At 39.5% G+C, this 20,873-nt stretch carries 14 protein-coding genes; 4 read left to right on the plus strand and 10 right to left on the minus strand.

Annotation, left to right across the window (positions count from 1 at the left end):
- Window positions 1-44: 44 nt before the first annotated feature.
- The 10 genes from IGI42_RS17725 to IGI42_RS17770 form a co-directional block, all read right to left on the minus strand.
- Window positions 45-1,055, minus strand: a complete 1,011-nt coding sequence (locus IGI42_RS17725; protein ID WP_438717306.1) for a DUF916 and DUF3324 domain-containing protein — start codon at window positions 1,053-1,055, stop codon at window positions 45-47.
- An 85-nt stretch (window positions 1,056-1,140) separates the two neighbouring features.
- Complete coding sequence (locus IGI42_RS17730) at window positions 1,141-1,716, minus strand: WxL domain-containing protein (protein WP_438717307.1); 576 nt, start codon at window positions 1,714-1,716, stop codon at window positions 1,141-1,143.
- The gene (locus tag IGI42_RS17735) at window positions 1,703-2,233 is read right to left on the minus strand and encodes an LPXTG cell wall anchor domain-containing protein (RefSeq protein ID WP_438717308.1); all 531 of its coding nucleotides are present in this window, start codon (window positions 2,231-2,233) and stop codon (window positions 1,703-1,705) included. The genes IGI42_RS17730 and IGI42_RS17735 overlap by 14 nt, the downstream gene beginning before the upstream one ends.
- The gene (locus tag IGI42_RS17740; RefSeq protein WP_438717309.1) at window positions 2,230-5,412 is read right to left on the minus strand and encodes an L-type lectin-domain containing protein; all 3,183 of its coding nucleotides are present in this window, start codon (window positions 5,410-5,412) and stop codon (window positions 2,230-2,232) included. The genes IGI42_RS17735 and IGI42_RS17740 overlap by 4 nt, the downstream gene beginning before the upstream one ends.
- A gap of 392 nt (window positions 5,413-5,804) precedes the next feature.
- The gene (locus IGI42_RS17745; RefSeq protein ID WP_438717310.1) at window positions 5,805-7,325 is read right to left on the minus strand and encodes a helix-turn-helix domain-containing protein; all 1,521 of its coding nucleotides are present in this window, start codon (window positions 7,323-7,325) and stop codon (window positions 5,805-5,807) included.
- Window positions 7,326-7,641: 316 nt separating this feature from the next.
- Window positions 7,642-8,415 (minus strand): glycyl-radical enzyme activating protein, encoded by a 774-nt coding sequence (locus IGI42_RS17750; RefSeq protein WP_438717311.1) that lies wholly within the window; start codon window positions 8,413-8,415, stop codon window positions 7,642-7,644.
- Entirely contained in the window at window positions 8,397-10,796 is a 2,400-nt protein-coding gene (locus IGI42_RS17755; protein ID WP_438717312.1) for a glycyl radical protein, read from the minus strand. Before IGI42_RS17755 ends, IGI42_RS17750 begins: the two co-directional genes overlap by 19 nt.
- A gap of 584 nt (window positions 10,797-11,380) precedes the next feature.
- Window positions 11,381-13,405, minus strand: coding sequence for a CocE/NonD family hydrolase (locus tag IGI42_RS17760; protein WP_438717313.1), 2,025 nt, complete (start codon window positions 13,403-13,405; stop codon window positions 11,381-11,383).
- Window positions 13,406-13,417: 12 nt separating this feature from the next.
- On the minus strand, window positions 13,418-14,713 hold the full coding sequence (locus tag IGI42_RS17765; RefSeq protein ID WP_438717314.1) for an MFS transporter: 1,296 nt from the start codon (window positions 14,711-14,713) through the stop codon (window positions 13,418-13,420).
- A 190-nt stretch (window positions 14,714-14,903) separates the two neighbouring features.
- Window positions 14,904-15,809, minus strand: a complete 906-nt coding sequence (locus IGI42_RS17770; RefSeq protein ID WP_438717315.1) for an AraC family transcriptional regulator — start codon at window positions 15,807-15,809, stop codon at window positions 14,904-14,906.
- A gap of 167 nt (window positions 15,810-15,976) precedes the next feature.
- Between IGI42_RS17770 and IGI42_RS17775 the strand changes: the two genes are divergently transcribed.
- The 4 genes from IGI42_RS17775 (at window position 15,977) to rarD (ending at window position 20,838) form a co-directional block, all read left to right on the plus strand.
- Window positions 15,977-17,023 carry a galactose-1-epimerase gene (locus tag IGI42_RS17775; RefSeq protein WP_438717316.1) on the plus strand — a complete coding sequence of 349 codons (1,047 nt, stop codon included), beginning with the start codon at window positions 15,977-15,979 and terminating at the stop codon, window positions 17,021-17,023.
- A complete protein-coding gene (locus tag IGI42_RS17780) occupies window positions 17,023-18,192 on the plus strand; it encodes a galactokinase (protein ID WP_438717317.1) in 1,170 nt (389 codons plus the stop codon). The genes IGI42_RS17775 and IGI42_RS17780 overlap by 1 nt, the downstream gene beginning before the upstream one ends.
- Window positions 18,193-18,392: 200 nt before the next feature.
- Window positions 18,393-19,850, plus strand: coding sequence for an alanine/glycine:cation symporter family protein (locus tag IGI42_RS17785; protein WP_438717318.1), 1,458 nt, complete (start codon window positions 18,393-18,395; stop codon window positions 19,848-19,850).
- A 79-nt stretch (window positions 19,851-19,929) separates the two neighbouring features.
- Entirely contained in the window at window positions 19,930-20,838 is a 909-nt protein-coding gene (rarD, locus tag IGI42_RS17790) for an EamA family transporter RarD (RefSeq protein ID WP_438717319.1), read from the plus strand.
- Window positions 20,839-20,873: the final 35 nt, after the last annotated feature.

Below are 20,873 nucleotides of genomic sequence, written 5' to 3' on the forward strand. Positions count from 1 at the left end.
CTTCAAAGCTGCAGTCGCTCTGCAGAAGAAGAGTGCCTATATTATTATGCGCTTTTAGCGGTCTGTTTTTTCTTATTACGATAAACCAACCAGCCGATAATGATCAAGGCTGCTGCGGCCGCAATCAAGTAAATGGCATAATCGGTCCAAGAGCCGGCCCCTTCATCCACCGAAGTTTTGTTCAATTTGCTGGCGGCATCGGCTTCGATCACAAAGTCTTTGATAAAACGCCATTCGTGACCGGCTTCATCGGTTAATTGGATCGAATATGTATACTCTCCTGCTTGGAATTGCTGGTTCCATTCGCTCATCAGATTGAATTTTGAATTGGGTGCAAAGGATAATTGTTCTCTTTCTTGTTCAAGAATCGGCTTATCGCTGCCTTTTTTGGTAATGTTGGTGGTTGCTTTTACTTTTGAAATCAAGGTTGGTGTCACGTTTCGCAACTCAAAACGCACATTATTATGCAAGTTATCTTGAGAAATCGTTACTTCGCCGGCATCCATCTCAGGTGTGACTTCATTTTCAGTTTCTGATAGTTGGATCGCAATGGTTCGGGTAAAAATACTGCCGCCCTTCTCATCCTCTGTACTCACATCCGGTTCAATAGTGATGCCGCCTAATACGATCCCTTCGAAGGGTTCTTCTGGCACCGTCAATTCCATGCTAATTTCTTTTTCACTGTTAGCTGGCACTTCGATTTGCGGTTCAGCAATCGTAATGCAGTCCTTTAGAGAAACTTTCATGGATTCATCCCGTTCAAAATCCAATTGAGTGTAGTCAACGATCCCGTTTTGATTAGTAGTAGCGGTGTTGATGTACATTTTGAACTTTTGTGGGCTGTCGGTAGGATTGGCAAGCATTACCTGCAGGGTTTGCTTTTGTCCAGGACTTACGTTTAAATCAAAAAAGTTTGAGACATCTGGGTTTTGATTTTCTGGTAATATCGCTCGAACGAGATAGTCATTGCCATCTGCTAAGGCGATTTGGCCAAATACTAGGCCGCTGATAATTAGCGTCATCAGCATAATCAGGTTTCTTATTTTTCGTATCATTTACTTCTCCTCTGAGGAAAAAAGCCACACGAGGTGGCTTGATCCTAGTTTTTATATCAATCTGTCAGTATTCCGTTAAAGCTTTTTAGGCTTCTGGGCCTTCTGATAGGTTCCAAATGATGTCTGTTGAATATTGACTGGCTTTTGTTTTGCCAGGAACGACTAATTCAGCGTTTAGTAAGATTTCAGTATCTACTAATGAATCAGCAATTTTGCTGTCGTCGATGCTTGTCACTAATTGCTCGCTCTTGTTAAGAGGTCCAACCGTATCCATTGCTGTAGCTACAGCTTCGTTTTTCATGATTGAAGGTTTGAAGAACATGTTCATACCTTTCATATCTGCAAAACTTTCTTTGGTAAGTTTTGCTTTTAGCGTCCAGCCTTCATTCGTCATGCCGCGGTAGTCATCCACGATAACCATTGCTTCTTTTCCCGTTTGTTCGTCCACTGTTTGTTCTGCCTTCTGACTTTTAACTGTTTTGAACAAGATTTCGTCTGCACGGTCAATTAAAAGTTCGCCGCCGCCTTCAACTTCTACAATTGCTTGAGTTGTTTTTGTTTTATTAGTATCTCCTTCAGCCGCAAAAGTTGTTTGTCCTAATGCTAAAGCTCCCACTGTTGTTAATCCTAATACTGCTGCAGCTAAACTAATTTTTTTCATTTTTAATTTCTCCTTTTTTCTTGTAAGTTATATATATACCACCTAATCCTATTAGAAGAATGATTCCACCTAAAATAGAGTAAAGCGGGGTATATCGATCATTGGTTTGCGGGTATTGCTTGTGCTGATTTCCAGTTGAATGACTAACATTCTGACTATTGGAATTATTATCTGTCTTACTATTATTTGGGGCACCTTGATTGCTGGATTCCTGTTTGTTACCAGAATTTTCGGTGCCCGCATTGGTACCATCATCATGACTTTCACTGCTGGAAGGCTCAGTACTTTCGCTAGTAGAGCTGTCGGTACTTTCACTTCCAGAACATCCTGTATCAGAATCTTCAGTATCGTCCGTCTCATTGCTGTCTTCTTCAGAAGGTTCTTCTAATTCATCAGCAAGAACAGAAACTGTAGCTCGACTTCCCTGGCTTTCGCCAGCGAATACTTCAAGGGAACTGGATAGCACCAAGAGACTTATGGCGGCTATCCCAATCAGATAGCTTGTTTTCTTTTTCATTGAGGTCCCTCCAAAAGATTCCAAGTAATTTTGGTTGTGTGTTCTTTATTTTCTAAGTCGTTTTTGGAAGGTACTTTTAATAAAATCCCAGTCTCTTTAGTCCATTTTTCAGAAATATCTACTTCTAAAGGTCCGTCGACATCGATTTGCTTAGCTTGCGTATGAATTTCCACAGGTTCCTGATTCAAGTACTTTCCTGCTTCTGAAGGGTTGTTTTTGACGATTAAATAAGGAGCAAGCGTATCGTCTGTATCTTTCGCCTGAGCAGTTAAACGCCAATTGCCTTGGTTGCCATCGCCACGACTGTCGTTTACCGAAAGACCTAAGTTGTTTTCAACCTGCCGTTGAACAATTTGTTCTCGTTTTGATCTAGAGATTTTGCCAAAGTTGATTGTTTCCGGCGCATTCAAGGTCAGTTCGCCAGGCTCCACGTTGACCGTAACCTCGTACTCGTACTGGACCTTTTTACCAGTTGTCGCTAAAGTTTCTTCTATTAAAACAACCGCTTTTTGCGCTCCGACTACTTTGGTATTAGGATATTGCGTAAACTTTTTAACCTCGATATTTGGGTAACCTTTTAGATCCATATATTCTTCAACTTTTTCATCTAAGTCTTTTTCGGTTGTATAAAGCGAAACCGTTCCGCTTTTTCCGACCAGATGATTGAAATGAAGCAGGCGGTAGCCGTTTTCGGTTACTTCGTAATAAACGGCTTCTTTTCCTTGGTTATGCGTTTGTTCAGCTTCATCTACGTACAGCCAGTTTTTATTCGTTTCCACTTGCCAAGCTCTAACGACATCCCCGTTGTTTACGGGTTGCTTTTGCTTAGTTCCCCATTTTTTCAAGGTATCCTTTTTCAAATCTTCCCCTTGAGCATAAATCGACGCATTGCCTTTTTTCTTTTCTGTCATCAGGAATTGAGCCTTGTCAGAAAAATCAAACCAGTTGAAACTGTAATACTGTTTATCATGAAAATTGGCGTGCATATCATGGTTGTCGTCATTTTTTCCTTGGGTAGCGGTAATGAACGGCTTCTTACCTGGATGCAGAGTGAAGGCTGCTGTGGTTCGGCCGTCACCGCCATAATCATAGCTGCCGTAAACTACACTATTCCCCCATTTCACATTTAGCAGCACTGGTACTTCAACTGATTTTTCTCGGTCAGAGGTTAAACTCACCCGAACCATAGCCGTTTGATCGCCTACGAAATCAGTAAACAACTTATTTATCAGTTCAACATCATACTGATCTGTCTTTAAAGTTTCTTCTCCAAACTTGATGTCTTTTACAAATTTTTTGTAATTGAAAGTTGAGAGATCCGTTCCCAGAATCGCTTGCTGAGGGACAGCCACCGCCGTTACTTCACGAGTATCCTCTACATTGACTAGGACATCGTATTCGTATTCGACCGTTTTTCCGGTTGATAAAAGCGTTTCTTCTACTAGAACTTTAGCCGATTTTTCGCCAATTGTTTGCGTATCAGGATATTGAGAGAACTTTTTGGCTTTAATGTTGGGATAACCTTTCAGATCAATAAATTCTGAAACATGTCGATCCAAATACTCTTCTGATGAAAAAAGCGGAACCGTCCCTTTTTTTCCAGCTAGATGATTGAAATGAAGGAGACGATAGCCGTTTGGATGGATTTCATAATAAACAGCTTTTTTGCCTGCATTATAGCTATGTCTTATTTCATCCTCATGAAGCCAATTCTTATCCGTTTCTGTTTGCCAAGCACGAACGATATCACCATAATTGACTAATTGTCGCTGATCGTTGCCCCACTCTTTCAGTTTGTCTGTCTTCAAGTCATCTCCAGTAGCTTTGATGAATCTATCGCCATCAAGCGTTTCTGTCATTAGCATATTCTGCTTGTTAGATAAATCAAACCAATTGAAAGTATAGTAGAGCTGATTCTGTAAAAGCGAATGCATCATCTCATTGTCATCAATCTTGCCTTTTGAAGCCGTGATGTACGGGGATGTCAAGGTATTAAGAGTAAATGCGGCACTCGTTCGTCCATTAAAATCGTAGTCAAAACTTCCATAAACAACACTGTTGCCCCATTTTACTGTTACCGGCACTTCAACCGTTTCAGTATTTCCATGCTTGTCCATTAATTCAACAAGTATATTTTGGGTACCAATTAGGTGATAGTCCACGTCGTTTTTGATAGAAGCTATCTGTACGTTATCTCCACTAGTGATGGTCAAGTAATCCGATAAGTTGGCTTCATTAACCTCCAGTGCTTCACCTAAGATTGTTTCTTGCGGAATCGCCTCGGCATTGATTGTTTGTGGAAACTCCTTAAAACCGACATATTGCGCAGCTTTTTGTTCTCCAGTAGATCCAGTAAACCCCCAGTAAAGCTTATCACTGCCAAATTGATTCATATCCAACTGTTTAGTAACCGTGCCATAATCAATCGTTTTTCCCGTGGCATCGATATAGCTGATGTTGTAAGTGATTTTCTTTGTTTCTGCGTTCCAAGAAGCCTTAAAGGTTTTTGAGCGACCATTATTCAAGCGTTCGGTTGCTGAAGCAGGCATCATTAAATCCTCATGTGTCATGGCAAATTTTCCAGGTGGTTCAATCCAGTGTCCCCCAACTTTTGTATAACTATTAGCGATGTGCCCATAGTTATGCATGGAAGAACTGCCATAGATATCAGCGTCAAATGTATGGCCACCCATTGTGGTGTTGGCATACAAATCAAATTCCACTGCCCAACCATTTCTTATGTAGTTGTCGGAGTCATTTACTCCCCATACCGCTAGTCTTTCACCTGCGTCCCCTACTGCATTTTTTCCTCTGGGATCGTTATGAAGAACAAACGCCATTCCGTCTGCACTTCGATTTCCTTGCCATTCATCATAGCCTAAAAACATTTTCATCTCGGTGGACCAGTTCTGAGTCATATCCAACTGATTATTGGCCCATACAATTCCCTTTTGGCTTTGCTTATCTTCAGTAACTTTTACTACATTATCACCTCCAAGAGAAGCGTCTGCCCCGTAATCAAAATTGCCTGTAATAGGAATAAATTCTTTTGCTTCTTCCTGCAAAAAATAATCCAAATTACTATCTGCTTGTACGCGATCACTGTTCGAAAATAAAATGAAACTACTCGCGAAGCAGAAAGCTAGCGTCTTGCCTAACCCTTTGCACTTTTTACTCATTTTCATCTCCTTTACTATTCTCATTTAGCCTTCCTAATAGAAGTTATTGCTTAGATAGACGAATATATATTGTTCAAAACAAATAACAAAACATCCGTTAATGAGATGGATGTTCATTGTTATTAATCAATAACTAATGCTTAGATCAGCCAATATTCATTTGCTTACAGAGCTATAATATCATTATTATCATTCTTTAATTATCATCTTTTTTCCAAAATGAACCTAACTGGGATAACTTCTATATACGAATGATTATAAACTGCTGGCAGAACCCTATTTTCTTGCTTTTATCAGTTTTAGAAATAATTCACCGTTTATTAAATCAGGCTAAGTAATAGACAGAACCATCGAAAATGTTCATCCTTGTCGTATATAAAAAAATACGACTGCTAAAATTTAGACAGTCGTACATTCTTTATCACTTCATTTTTTATTGTTTCGTTTAAGTAAGCACCTAAATTTTTCCAAGCATTCTGATCAAAAACGTCTCGAAAAAAAAAGTACTTCTTTTGTGAGTCAGTCAGATAATTATCGGAAATTACAATATCGGCCTGATTGTATTCCTCTACGATTTTTAAGACTTTTTCAGAATACTGTAAACTCAAAGAATTTTCGATTACTGATTTGTACTCGGGTTTCAACAAAAATTCAACATAGACCTTTTGTGTCGTATTCGCTGATAACGTCAAATAGCCGACGATTATTTGAATAAAACTATTCTTGAGCCAAGTAAACGAATCTTCCTTACGATATCTTTTAAATAGTTTATTCATGGCATCCCCAATGAAAAGCTCTGCCTCTCCCGTAAATTTAACAGGTTCATCAAAAAGCATGTATTTATACAGTTCTAAATAATGAATCACCACTAAACGATTACATAGTGTATAAATTAGAAAATAATAGTTTTCATCCGACAACTGGAACTCAGTTCGAATCTCATTAACTAACTGGAAACAAGGCTTTACAATTTCATGGTCTTTAAGGGAACATAGACCTTGTCCTAAGCTTATCTTCTCTTTTTTCGTCCGTAATTCTTGAGTAAAATAATTAATCACATAGGCTAAATGAACCAGTTCTTGATGCAACTGATCGTTATTACCGAGATTCTCTTTTTTTAAGTATTTCAAATATAGAGGTATTTCTTTTTCCTTATTCATATACCTGCCTAATGATAAAACCGCTTCAGGCAGTTGTGGAAGGTAACAAGAGCTTCTCAATGCTGATTCGTAAATAGCAAATATAGAGTTAGCACGCTTCTTATTCAAAGGTGATAGTACCTTGTAACGCTTGGAATGAAGATATGTGTGAACTGCCTCGATCTCTTCCTCCTTAATATTTTTGAACAGCCAAGTGTTTCCACTTAAGACAACCATGACCGAAAGATAGTGCAGCATTCGGACAGAGGACTCGTCACCAGCTAAACAAATAGTCAGTTCCCCTTTTTTAGTTAGATGAATCCCATTGTTTAATAGTGTCAGAAATTGTTTTAATTTGCCTAACAGCTTGTAGGCGTAAGACTCGCTATAGGCTAAGGCGTTAGCTAACTGGATCAAAGTAAAGCTGCGTTTTTCTAAGACGAATAAAAGAACCTGGTAAAGTCCCGATATAGACATATATTTTTCTTTCATACAATTAATTAGTCGTACGTATTCTGCATCCTCAAGCCTAGGGACAAATTGTAGCTGACCATCGCAAATCTCTAAAGCAGGGATGGTCATTCCGGTAAGATCCAGTTCCAGAAACTCTTCGTTTAAGTTATCTACAATTCTCCTGACTTGTCTTTTTGAGATGTTTAACTGTTTCTCAATATTTATAAGTAACAATTCTCCAGGATGCAAACGAAGAAGGATAGTCAAAATCTGTAGTTGTTGTTTTGTTAAAAATAAGCAAGAAATTTCATTAGGTAACACGTTTTATCTCCTTTTCAAATAGGTAATATCTCGAATAGATTTATTATAACTATTGATATTGGACTTGATCAGATAGATACCGCTAATATTTTAGATCAAAGACCATATAAAAAAACGTCTTATTCTCTTTTAAAATACACCCACATAAATATCGTCAAAGAGAGCATTTCAAGATGATCTTTTTAAATAATAACAAAAAAAAAGAAATAATTCTATAGCTATATGTTTTATAAAAGAAATGAATCGGTAAATATAGTAAGAGTAATCGAAAAAAAAGAGGGGAACTGGAAACATACATAGTCCTCCTCTCATATATTTAGTAAATAAATGTCTTAGCCAATGTTGCCACCGGCAAATGTGGAACGGTGCGAGCCAGCTGATCAGCTAGTTCAAACATCTCTTTAGGTGATGGTGCTGGAGTATCTTTTAATGGATATTCTTTACCTAATAACTCATAGCTATGCATACCGTAGCGATGATATGGTAATAGCTCCAATGGTACAAACCGGTCGAGATCTGCCACAAAGCAGGCCGTCATCAATAATTCCATGATATCCATATTGATCCCGGGGATAACTGGAACACGAATACGTACCTCGCAATTAGGATACTCAATCAAAAAGCGACGAATATTTTTTAAAATTTGTTGATTGCCTAATCCAGTCCACTTTTTGTGGAGCTCATTAGTAAAAATCTTCACATCAACAAACAAGGTGTCAATAAATGGGGCGACTTTTTGTATTTCGGTGTAAGGGACGCAAAAGCTAGATTCCAATGCCGTATTAATTCCGATGTATTTAGACTTCTTTAAGATTTCTCTTGTAAAATCAGCTTGTACTAGAGCTTCACCACCACTGATAGTCACTCCGCCATTTGAGTGAAAATAAAATATGCTATCTTTCTCAATTTCATCTATTACTTCGTCTGAGGTCATGTTTTGACCAAACCCATTTTCAATTGATTTACTCTGGGATTCTGGTGTCGAACACCAAGCACAGCGCAAAGGACAACCTTTTAAATAAACTACTGTCCGCAAACCGGTACCATCGTGCAGAGACCCCTGCTCTATTCTTAATACTGTTCCTTCCATGCTTCACCTGCTACTAGACCTCTTTGTGGTGTTCGATTAATGATTTCATTTTGAACATCTTCGCTTAAATCAACAAAATATGTTGTATACCCTGCTACTCGGACCAATAAACCTCGATGCTCCTCCGGCATCTTTTGGGCTTGAAGCAATAACTCGCGATCTACTACGTTGAAATGAGCATGGAAAATGCCTAAGGAACAAATTGATTTTAAAAGAGCCATCATTTGAGTGATCCCTTTTTCTGTACGAATCAAATCAGGAGAAATTTTCATATTTAACAATGTACCTTGAACAAAACGATCGTGTGGAATATTAGATACTGAACGTAAAATCGCATTGGGACCGAAACGATCAGTACCACCGCTTGGACTTACTCCATCGGCTAATGGAGTACTCGACTTGCGTCCAGACGGTAATGCACCCACGGATAGTCCAAATAAAGTGTTGACTGTTACCGGTAAAATACCGGGCGTCATTTTCCCAAATTTACTGTGATAGGATTCTATTTCATCGGCTATAAAGGTAAATATCTCGCTAGCAATCTCATCTACTATTGGATTAGCATTACCATACTTAGGCACCGCCTCACATAATCGATAAATAGAATCGTGGCCAACAAAATTATTATCAACTGCCGTTAATAATTCATCCATAGTCACACACTGGCGGTCAAAAACTAACTCTTTTACTGCTGCCAACGTATTAATCAAGTCTGCTACTCCAACCGAAGTAATCCCATTTCCACAAGTATATTTTGCTCCCCCACAAGAATAGTCTAAGCCCTTTTCGATGCATTCAGGATGGGTCAAGGATACTACAGGCACCGGTCGATTCATGGAAAGTTCATCAATTACGTGACTACCCTTTACACAAGCCTCTATCACATAAGTCATTTGCGTTTTAACCGCTTCTTTGAATTCGAAATAGCTGCCAAAATCACGGGGATCTCCAGTTTCGATTGAAATTTGTTGATTGGTTCGCGGATTTTTTCCATTATTCAAAGCTAGTTCACAAACACTACCTAAGTTGATATCTGCCAAAGAGGTATACTGCTTCATTCGACCCTCCAAACTAGTTTCTACACAGCCGCATGGACTCCAGTCGAAAGCTTCTTTTAGCGGCACTCCCTTATTCATCAACATGCGAATACCTACATCATCATTATGAAAAGCCGGAAACCCTGTTCCAAGCTTGATTAACTCAACTACTTTTCTTAAAAAACGATTGGGATTCTTAGCTAAGCTGTATCGTACTGATAAAGATGGTTGCGGGAGCCTTACATCAGTCGTCGCCTGCAAAATCAAGTAAGAAAGTTCATTGACTGCATCGCGCCCTAAACTATCTACACCACCGACACAAACATTTTGTAATGTCGGATATCCTGCTACAAAAGTTGAAGTAGCTTCATCTTGGAACAAACAAACTTCATTGAGTTTTACCCATAAACAGTCCAGTAATTCCTGTGCATCTTCATCAGTAATTCGTCCGGCAGATATATCTTCTTTATAATATGGGTATAAATACTGGTCCATACGTCCTGGATTATATCCTTCCGCATTTTGTTCCATAAACAAAGACATATGATAAAAATATAGAGACTGCAAAGCCTCCTGAAACGTCCGAGCTGGATACTTAGGAACTCGTCGGCATATATTTCCTATAGTTATCAATTCTTCTTGTCGTGTGTAATCTGTTTCAATTTCAGCTAGACGATAAGCCTCTTTAGCATAGCGGTCTGCTAAAATTTCTAAACCTTCTACTGTGATCAGTAATGCACGTAAGTAGCAATCCTGTTCATATGTTCCCGGTTCTGTTAAGTTTAATACTTTCTTTCGTCTTAAAATGCGTTTTTTTATACCTACTAAACCTTCGTCAATAATTTGTTTATAACTGGCGGTTACTTCCCCCGATCCCCGCATTAAACGCTTGTCAATAAAAACCACACTGTTATCTCTCAATGTTTTTGTGTCTTCAGGAATTTGTTTCACCCAAGCATCGTAGGTAGAGCGACCTTCCCAGTAAGGTTGAATTTCCTCCATGAACAGATCCTTTTCTTCTGAACTGATGTAAAAAGGATCATGGGATCGATTGCTAATCGTATCTAATTCATTTGCTAATACTGACCAACAAGTATCCACACTGACAATTCCTCCGCGCAATTTACTACCTGGATTACCGACAATTAATTCATCGTTAAAAATTTCAATTGTTTTTTCTTCGCATTGCGCTTTAAAGGCTTTTGCTTTGCGGACTGCTAAAGGTTCCCCTGCGGTTTCCTTAAATACTCTCGTCAATATTCGGGCATTTTCCAAATCTACTTCTGGTTTCGTTCTTCTGAGTCTTTGCTTCATCCGCTCAATTCGGCGCAAATATTCCTCCAAGACAGTCCCTCCATTCATATGTTTATCTTATCATTTCTATTCTACGCTCATCATTTTAAAAAAACAAAGGTTAATAGTAAAAAATACTATGTTTTACTATTTATTTTTATCAGAAACCTATTCTAAAGATGTATAACCTCCTGATTTTCTTTCGACAACACGAATTAACAAACGAATTTCTTTATTTATAAAAAACATTTTCCATCTTGTTAAATCATTTTATTTTTCGATATTTATCTAGATAAATAGTACAACCGTAGTCAATTGATATAGATTAAACAATAAGAATATTAAATTAAATTATACTAGCTAAATAAAGTATATTTTACCAAATAAACATTTCAACTCAACTCAATATATTTGCGAATAAAATAATTATCAACTTAAACAATTTTCTTATTGTTAAAATATTCAAAAAAACTTATAACAGATACAACTCTTAGCTTTCGACGCCTTATCTTAAATACATAATTAACAAACAGGTTAATTTTTACTATCAAATTAAGAGCTGGATTAAAAAAAATCGGAATCAAGCAGCTCTTGATTCCAATCAGACTGATGCGAACATCTATTCAATTTAGCAACTACATGCCATTGCGTTTGATTTTCTCATCCCATTTTTTCGTATAAATGTGCTGATCATTTTCTGAGACATCCATTTGTCCTGTAATATAGAAGTATTCCTTGTCAGATGTTTGGGTTGTCGTAATGTCTGCATTGGTCCACCAGCCCTCGCGACCAAGCCGCATATTTTGAGTAATTGTATAGTGAGCGGATAATGGATCGCGATTTGACAATGACAGCTCTCGTTTCAAGTTATGCTCTACGGTAACATCTATTTCATCAAAGCGATAAATCCCCTCACCAAACACTCCTCCGATACCATTAGTCATGCAAGTCCACGTATCATTCACTAGATCGTAGGTAATTTCTCGTTCAACTTTTCCTTCTGATAAAATTGTTGTTGGTGTCAGCGGTGCTGATTGCGCTTCAGGATTTGGCCCCGCAACGTCCTCTCCGTGAAAAATCGGCAATGTAAAGTTTGCGTCTTTCAAATTTAACGTTAGACTGAATTCTTCAGGCATCGTCCAAAACATCGGCCAAGCAGAGTTTGCTAAGGATAAACGAATCCGATGACCAGCTTTAAAGCGATGACCACAACAATCTAAATCTACAAATGCCTGCACCTCTTCACCAGGTCTTAGATGTACTACTTTATCATGACCTTTTAAGTGAGTGAGATTCATTACCCCATAAGATACTCTTGTTGATGCGCCATCTGGTGATATGTCACAAAGAGAAGCATAGATCATGGCATTCGGCTTATCGCTAGCTAATGTAATTTCAACTTTTGGATAGCCAAAAATATCCAAATCCTCTTCTAAAATTTCTGAATCAAAAGTCATAGACAAGCCATTATCTAAACGTTGATCACCCGGAGATTCGCCTGGAACACCGGCACCCATCCATTCATTTGCCAACAACGTATGATTTAATGGTGTATGAAGAATCACTTTTTCTTCCTTGTCACCCCGTTCATGCACCAGTCGACCATAGGTTAACCCATAAGATTTTGGAGTGATCTCCTTCGATGGCCAGTCCTCCAAACCAACCCAACGACCTTCACTAACTGGCATATTGGTAGATGGGGGCATGCTATCTTCAATCCAAGCTTGAATCATTGGACCATCCATCGCATCATTTTCTTTTCCCTTCAACCAATGATCCCACCATTTTACCCCTTCACCTAAGAAATTGATTGCAGGTTCAGGTACTCCATCATGCGCGTATACATGTGCCCAAGGTCCAACAATTCCCTTTTTGGGTACATTTAATCCTTTCAATAAGCTTAAAACAGTATTCGTGTAGGAATCCGCATAACCGTCCATACAAAAAACAGGCACCTGAATGTCTTCATAATTTTCACAAACTGAACCGTGGCGCCAATACTCATCGCGGGTTTGGTGCTCTAACCAGTTAGCCATCCATAGAGGCATGTTTTTCAATCGCTCCAGCCACATCTCCCGCCAGCGATCGCCGACTACATTCGGATCAATCGCACGAGACTGATAGCCCAGCATAATCGCGCCCCACCAGAAGTTGTCGTTTAAGACCAAACCACCTTTGTAATGGATATCGTTGTTGTACCGGTCATCGGTAAAGCCGACTACCATCACTGCCTTCAATGCTGCTGGACGTCGAGCGGCGATTTGTAGTGAGTTGAAACCACCCCATGATTTGCCCATCATCCCTACATTCCCATCGCACCATGATTGCTTACTGATCCAGTCAATGACTTCCATTGCATCATCTTGTTCCTGTTTCAAATATTCATCTTTTAGCAGACCATCAGATTCTCCGGTTCCTCGCATATCTACCCGCACCACGTTATAACCATGCCCAGAGAAAAATCCATGCATTGGATTGTCTCGACCTCGGGTACCATCAGTTTTGCGGTAAGGTAAATATTCTAAAATTGTTGGCAAGGGTTCTTCTGATTCCGGCAGCCACATTCGACAGGACAAGCGGGTACCGTCAGCTAACGTAAACCATTCATTTTCGATCACCTTTACCTGGTAGGGAAACTCTGTTACGATTTTTTTCACCATTGGTTCCTCCTTTTAGTGTTGTTGCGTTTCTTTGAGCTTTTGTTCTTCTTTATAACGCTTGCCATAGGTTTTGCCCCATATGATACACAAAATCGCACCGATAACGGCCATGGCAATCATCAAACTAAAGTAAATAAAATAACCAGTATTCCCTTCAAATCGATCCAGAATATTTCCTGCGACTAACGGTGCAATGACTTCTGGTAAATAGCCCAATGTGCTAGCTAAGCCGATGGCTACTCCAGACAGCCGTAACGGAATCCCGCCTTCAGACATGAAGGAGAAGAAAATTCCATAGTTGGAAAACATCGCTAAATAGACAATACTAGCAGCTACGATCAATAAAACCACTTGCAGTTGACCGCTCATTCCCGCAATCGACATCATCAGTGCCGTTCCAATCCCCATAACGATGAAACCACTCATCATAACTGTAGACTTACTAATTTTATCAGCTAAAAAGCCACCTGCTGGAGCTGCTACCAAGCGGCAGTATTGTGCAAGTACAGTAACGATCGCCGCAAAAACGGCGGACGTTCCGATAATGTTGGAAGCATACGGCGTGAAATAATAAATCGACATGTTGAACATATAGCTGGTGAACATCATACCAATAATCAACCAGATTGACGGCATTTTCAAAACGTCCAGAACATCCTTAAACTTGAATTTTTCTCCTGTAGAGTCCTCTGCACTGCGAGTCGGTTCTTTGACTAAAAATAAGAAAGCTAAGCCACAGACAATTGGAATTACTGAATAGAAAATAATGATCCAGCGCAAACCGGCAGCCTCAGTCAACGCCTTTTGGAAGAAACCAAAAATTGCTGTGGCTATTGCCATATGAATCACGTTGGTAACTCCCCGGGTTCCTTCAAAAATACCGTAAGCCCGACTTTGTTCGTCATCAGTTGCCTGCATCCGTACAATTTTCAAAAGTGCCGGCCAAAAAGTCAACAGTGAAGTCACACCCCACAAAGCATAAATCAAAAAAAGTGCGATAAAACTGGTGAAAAAAAGGTGTAAGAAGCCGCCAAAACCGGTAGCGATTAAGGAAAAGACAAGTAATTTCTTAGCAGCAAATCGGTCCGCCAAGATCCCCCCGATCAAGTAAGATACTAGTCCCATGAATCCATAAGCACTCCCTAACGACCCCATCTGCGTGTTAGTTAAGCCATAAGTTGCAATATAAGCATCATAATAATACAGGCGAAAATAAGCCAAACCATAAATTATCGATCCAGCGATTGCTAACAAAACAACTGTAAAAAAATTCTTGCGTAGCCCTTGTTTTACATTTGTAGCATCCATTATAAACTCCCCCCTTAAATAAAAATCACTGTGGCTTCCGATCACACCCCAACTTTTAATTAATGATCTGCGCAATCAGCTATGAATTGAAAACGATTTCAATCCTTATTAAAATTCTACCATGAAGAATTTAACTTAACAACGAAATTTAAAACGATCCTACTCAAATAGTAACCCCTATTTCTATACATTACGTTGCACGAGACACGACTGCCTGCTGTTTTAAACGCTCTTCAACATCAGTAAATACTTGAGATGCCCCAACGTTTTGACGCATGCGATTTCGGTATTCAGTTGGTGTTTCCCCTGTGCTCTTTTTGAACGTGCGACTAAAAACAATCAAGCTGTTAAATCCAACTTGATTAGCAATTTCTTCTACCGTTTCTTGAGTATAGGCTAGCATAAAGGCTGCCCGGTTTGTTCGTACTCCATTTAAATATTCTTTGATCCCCATATCCATTTGCTTACTGAAAACCCGAGATAAATGACTGCGGTTGACAGCTAAATCCTTAGCAATTCCTGCTACAGTAATTTTTTTTGCATAGTACTGCTGGATGTAATCAACCGTTGCTAATGCCAAAGGTGAGGACACCTCTTCTGCTGAAGTGTTGACCTTTCCACCATCCTCTAGTAATGTTGCTAAAAAACGATAAGCTTGTTCATTTAAATGTAACTCGTCCAATAAATTATCTTGATTGTATTCCAAGCACCGTTTGATAATTTCAATATACTTTTGTGTATTCGAAGAACTCATAGCAAAGCCGTCTTCTTGAAAAGCGGAGCGTCTTACAACTTCTTCAGCCGTTTTCCCACTGAAGGCTAACCATGCGTACATCCACGGGTCTGCGGCGTCGGCACGGTAAAAAGTTGTGATCCCTGGTCGAATTAAAAACACATCCCCTTTTTGCAATTGATATTTCTCATCTTTTACATGATAGGTGCCTTTTCCTTCTAACACCATATGCAAAACGTAGCATTCACGAATTGCCGGCCCAAAGGAATGATAGGGTAAAGTTCGAGAAAGTCCACAAAATTGGAATTGTAAATCACCAGAAAGATATTGTTGCCCTTTTTTTAAAAACAATGTTTGCTCCATATTTGCCCACCCCTTTTTATACCAGTATAATAAGATGCAACAAAAAGTTAAATAGTAATCACAGAAGAGAGTAAAAAAGGAAGCGTTTTTTTGATACGATGTGCTATATAGAAGTCATTTATTTTTACCGAAACGCTAATTAACAGATAAATGAAAGGATGTTACTTGTGAAAATTAGTCAAAAAGACTTTGGCAAAGGATTTCATTTGATTACTTTAGAGAATGCCCACGGATTACGCTTATCAGTTTCCGACTTAGGTGCACGAATTGTCAGCTTAAATACGCCCATTGGAGACAAACAACGAGAATTAGTCTTAGGTTTTGATACAGCCGAAGAATATTTAGTAAAAGACCCCTACATCGGAGCAACTGTCGGGCGAACAGCCGGCCGTATTGAAAATGGTCGCTTTAACTTGAATGGAACAGACTATCAAGTAACTGTGGATGGGGAGACGAATCATTCGCTTCATGGAGGAAAACCAGGATTTGAAAGTAAAAAATGGAATTTTGTTATTCTGGAAGGAATAAACGAGGCTTCTGTCCTCTTTACTTTAACTAGCCCAGACGGTGAACATGGTTTCCCCGGGAATCTAGATGTGGAAGTCCGCTATACTTTGACCAATGACAACGTTTGGCGACTTACTACTCGCGGTATCAGTGATCGGGATACCTTGTTCAATCCCACGAATCATGTGTATTTCAATCTAACTGGTGATTGTGCTCAGCCGATTGATCAGCATAAGTTGTGGTTAAATAGTTCAAGCTTTGCCGAGCTACGAAGCGATACGATTCCCAGCGGCAACAAACTTAAAGTTACAGGTACTGCCTTTGATTTTACAACTGAGAAAATTTTAAGCACCTTGTTTACTAGTAATTTTGAACAAAAGAAACTGGCTGATGGTATGGATCATCCTTTCATTTTAGATAAAGTCGGTTTAGATACCACTGCCGCAACCCTTACAAGTCCCGATGATAAAGTTCGGGTGGTCATTAAGACAGAAGCTAGTAGTATGGTTTTGTTTACTGCTAACTTTGGAGAAAACACGCCGGAAATGCATGGCAAGAAAATGGCGAATCACGGGGGCATCACTTTTGAAACCCAAACTGCTCCCGGCGCTGAACAATTTCCAGCCTTTGGTTCCATTAAATTGAACGCTTTAAAACCAATGCTCATCGCAACTGAATTTATAATAGAAGGAAAAGAGGAACAATAATGAACATTAATCGAGAATTAACCACAAAATTTGCAGAGGTTTTTGGACCTAGAGACACTACCCACTACTTCTCTCCCGGTCGGATTAATTTAATCGGAGAACATACCGACTACAATGGTGGTCACGTTTTCCCTGCGTCCATTACTTACGGAACTTATGGAGTAGCTAGTCCCCGAGAAGATCAAAAAGTACTCGTTTACTCTACCAATTTTGATGAATTAGGTGTAATTAGTTTTTCGCTGGACAATTTAACCTTTGATAAAAATGCCGATTGGGCGAATTACGTTAAAGGCATGATTTTAAAAATGCAGGAAGCCGGCTATCAGATTAAACATGGTTTCGAACTATTAGTTGATGGCACCATTCCTAATGGTGCTGGTCTTTCCAGCAGTGCATCTTTGGAATTATTAGTTGGCGTGGTACTTGAAGATCTATTCCAGTTAGACATTGATCGCTTAACTTTAGTAAAACTGGGTCAAAAAGTCGAAAATGAATTCATCGGCGTCAATTCAGGGATTATGGATCAATTCGCCATTGGATTTGGCGAAATCGATAAAGCAATTTTACTTGATACAAATACCTTAGAGTACGAAATGGTTCCAGTAAAAATGGATGGTTATGCAATTGTCATCATGAATACGAATAAACGTCGAGAATTAGCCGACTCAAAATATAATGAACGCCGTGGCGAATGCGAAGAAGCTTTGGTTCGCCTGCAAACAGAGTTAGCTATTAAATCGTTAGGCGATTTAGATGAAGCTACCTTTGAAGCCAATCAACACTTATTAGATGATGAAGTTTTAGTGAAACGGGCTCGCCATGCTGTAACCGAAAATCAACGGACCTTAATTGCCAAACAAGAGCTCGTTCAAGGAAACTTAGAAGCCTTTGGCAAATTGTTAAATGCCTCTCACGCTTCTCTACGTGAAGACTACGAAGTAACTGGATTAGAGCTGGATACTTTAGTGGCAGCTGCGCAAAAACAAGCAGGCGTCCTAGGTGCACGGATGACCGGTGCTGGCTTTGGCGGCTGTGCCATCGCTGTAGTGGAAGAATCAGCAATCCCAAGCTTCAAAAACAATGTTTACGATGACTATTTAAAAACGGTTGGTTATGCACCTGAGTTTTATGTAGCCCACATTGGCAGTGGAACAACTAAAATTGATTAACCTTTTTACTCGTCGGCATTCGCCGGCGCTTTTTTCTTCATTATTATATGTGAACACTTATCTTCTTTTTAGTCCACAAAATTTAGCGAGCTATTATTGGCTAAAAACGAACATTCCTGTATAAAAATCATTCTTTTTTGAATTTTTTATCACCACCCTCGTCTTTTTATGATAAAATGGCAAAAAATAGGAGGGGTTGGATGGACGCATTTTTATCAGATATTAATTCAATTATTTGGGGGGCACCGATGATTCTCTTGATTTTGGGAATCGGGATCGTTTTGACGATCGGTTGCCGCGGAATCCAAATTCGTCGTTTGCCATTGGCTTTGAAGTACATGGTAAAAAACGAAGAAGGCGGAGCCGGCGATGTAACCAGCTTCCAAGCTTTATGTACGGCCCTTTCAGCTACTATCGGGACAGGGAATATTGTTGGGGTCGCAACAGCTATCGTAGCCGGCGGACCAGGTGCTTTGTTCTGGTTGGAACTAGCCGGATTACTAGGAATGGCTACAAAATACGCGGAAGGCTTGCTGGCGGTAAAATACCGGACCTTTGATGATAACGGCAATGCATTAGGCGGACCTTTTTACTACATTGAAAACGGGTTAGGAAAAAACTGGCGCTGGCTAGCGAAAATGTTTGCCTTCTTTGGAGCAATAGCTGGGTTGATCGGGATTGGTACCCTGACACAGGTAAACGGGATTACTTCAGCTGCTGAAACATTTTTTGATCCAAACAAGTTAAATACTATTACATTGTTTGGCAATCAGTATACTTGGGCGACTATCATCTCCGGTGCTGTCGTTACTGTCTTAGTGGCAATTGTATTAATCGGCGGTGTGCAACGGATCGCTCGTGTTTCCGAAATTATTGTTCCATTGATGATTGTGATTTATGTTGGTCTTTGCTTGTTTATGATTATTTTAAATATTGGTCGCATACCAAGTGTTATCGTAGAAATTGTTCAAAGTGCCTTTGGTTTACGGGCAGTTTCCGGTGGTGCATTAGGCGCTATGATGATCGCCATGCAAAAAGGGATCGCTCGCGGGATTTTCTCTAACGAATCTGGTTTAGGTAGTGCACCGATCGCAGCTGCCGCTGCTCAATCAAACGAACCTGTTCGTCAAGGATTGGTTTCTATGACTGGTACCTTTATCGATACTATCATCGTTTGTAACATGACAGGGATGGCAATTATTTTAACGGGTGCTTGGCAGCAGACTGGTTTGGAAGGTTCAGCAGTTACTATTTATGCTTTCACGGAAGCTTTGCCAATTTCACAAACAGTCGCTTCCTTATTGTTGATGCTTTGTTTGGCTTTCTTTGCCTTTACGACTATTCTAGGATGGAACTACTATTCAGAGCGTTGCTTAAGCTATTTGACCAATGGCAATACAAAATTCTCTTCAGCATTTCGGATTTTGTACATTGCTGCCGTCTTTATCGGTCCTTACCTAACTGTAACCGCCGTTTGGACCATTGCCGATATTTTCAATGGCTTAATGGCCTTTCCGAATATTATCGCCTTAGCTCTATTAAGTCCGGTGGTATTCAAAGAAACAAAATCTTACTTTGCTCGTTTAGCAAAAGCTGATGCAGCAGGTGTGGAACTCTCTTCCATGCCGCTAACAGGGGCTTCGGTAGACGAAGATTAACAAAGATACAAATTGGAGAGGGTATCAATCATTCGATTGGTACCCTCATTTTTATATCAGAACTGCTGGGAGGGTTTATATGAAGAAAAATAGTGGGCTGTTGTATGGTTTTGGTGCTTATGCATTGTGGGGCTTTATACCTCTTTATTGGAAGTTAATGCCTAATGTTGGTGCAGTGGACATTTTGTTTTACCGGATTATTTGGTCATTCGTTTTCATGATTATTTATTTGCTCATCACTCGAAACCTTCCGATCTTTTTTAAGGAGACCAAAGAATTGTTGAAAAGTAAAAGAAATACGATGGCAATTATTGCCGCAGCGATTTTTATCTCGGTAAATTGGGGTGTCTTCATTTACACGGTTAATTCTGGTCATGTTCAGCAAGGTAGCCTTGGCTATTATATCAATCCTTTATTTAATGTACTAGCAGCCGCAATTTATTTAAAAGAACCATTAACTCTTACTGCTAAAATTGCTACATTGTGTGCTTTTGCTGGTGTGGTACTGCTGACAGTTCAAACGGGGGTTTTTCCTTGGGCCTCTATTATACTAGCAGGTTCCTTTTGTATGTATGGCTTGACTAAAAAACAGCTACAGTTAAGTGCAGTAACGGGAATTACGCTAGAAACGTTGATTATCGCACCAATTGGACTAATTTATTTGTTTTTCTTCTCGGACGTTGGCTTTATGGGCTATGATACTGTTACAAACTTATTAGCTATGGGTGCCGGTGTAGTAACCGCAATTCCCTTGTTACTTTTTGCCAACGCTGTAAAACGATTGTCTTATGTCACACTGGGTTTTGTTCAATATATCAATCCAACAATCATGCTGTTTTTAGCAATCTTTTTGTTCCATGAACCCTACGGTCTGTCACAGTTTATTGCCTTTTCTTTCATTTGGTTAGGTATATTAATCTTTATTATTGGTAATCTAATGCAGAGCAAAAAAGTGGGCCGGACTACAATTCGACAAAAAAATAATTAACGCAAAGAGGTCATTTATCAGGATGCTGACAAGTG

It is taken from the genome of Enterococcus sp. AZ109 (assembly GCF_051714625.1).
Lineage (GTDB): Bacteria > Bacillota > Bacilli > Lactobacillales > Enterococcaceae > Enterococcus_A.

Coding starts and splice junctions, on each gene's coding strand:
- IGI42_RS17760 (WP_438717313.1), bottom strand. CDS start 13,405: ATGGTGAAAAAAATCGTAACAGAGTTTCCCTACCAGGTAAAGGTGATC.
- IGI42_RS17735 (WP_438717308.1), bottom strand. CDS start 2,233: ATGAAAAAGAAAACAAGCTATCTGATTGGGATAGCCGCCATAAGTCTC.
- IGI42_RS17785 (WP_438717318.1), top strand. CDS start 18,393: ATGGACGCATTTTTATCAGATATTAATTCAATTATTTGGGGGGCACCG.
- IGI42_RS17765 (WP_438717314.1), bottom strand. CDS start 14,713: ATGGATGCTACAAATGTAAAACAAGGGCTACGCAAGAATTTTTTTACA.
- IGI42_RS17730 (WP_438717307.1), bottom strand. CDS start 1,716: ATGAAAAAAATTAGTTTAGCTGCAGCAGTATTAGGATTAACAACAGTG.
- IGI42_RS17750 (WP_438717311.1), bottom strand. CDS start 8,415: ATGGAAGGAACAGTATTAAGAATAGAGCAGGGGTCTCTGCACGATGGT.
- IGI42_RS17780 (WP_438717317.1), top strand. CDS start 17,023: ATGAACATTAATCGAGAATTAACCACAAAATTTGCAGAGGTTTTTGGA.
- IGI42_RS17740 (WP_438717309.1), bottom strand. CDS start 5,412: ATGAGTAAAAAGTGCAAAGGGTTAGGCAAGACGCTAGCTTTCTGCTTC.
- rarD (WP_438717319.1), top strand. CDS start 19,930: ATGAAGAAAAATAGTGGGCTGTTGTATGGTTTTGGTGCTTATGCATTG.
- IGI42_RS17770 (WP_438717315.1), bottom strand. CDS start 15,809: ATGGAGCAAACATTGTTTTTAAAAAAAGGGCAACAATATCTTTCTGGT.
- IGI42_RS17725 (WP_438717306.1), bottom strand. CDS start 1,055: ATGATACGAAAAATAAGAAACCTGATTATGCTGATGACGCTAATTATC.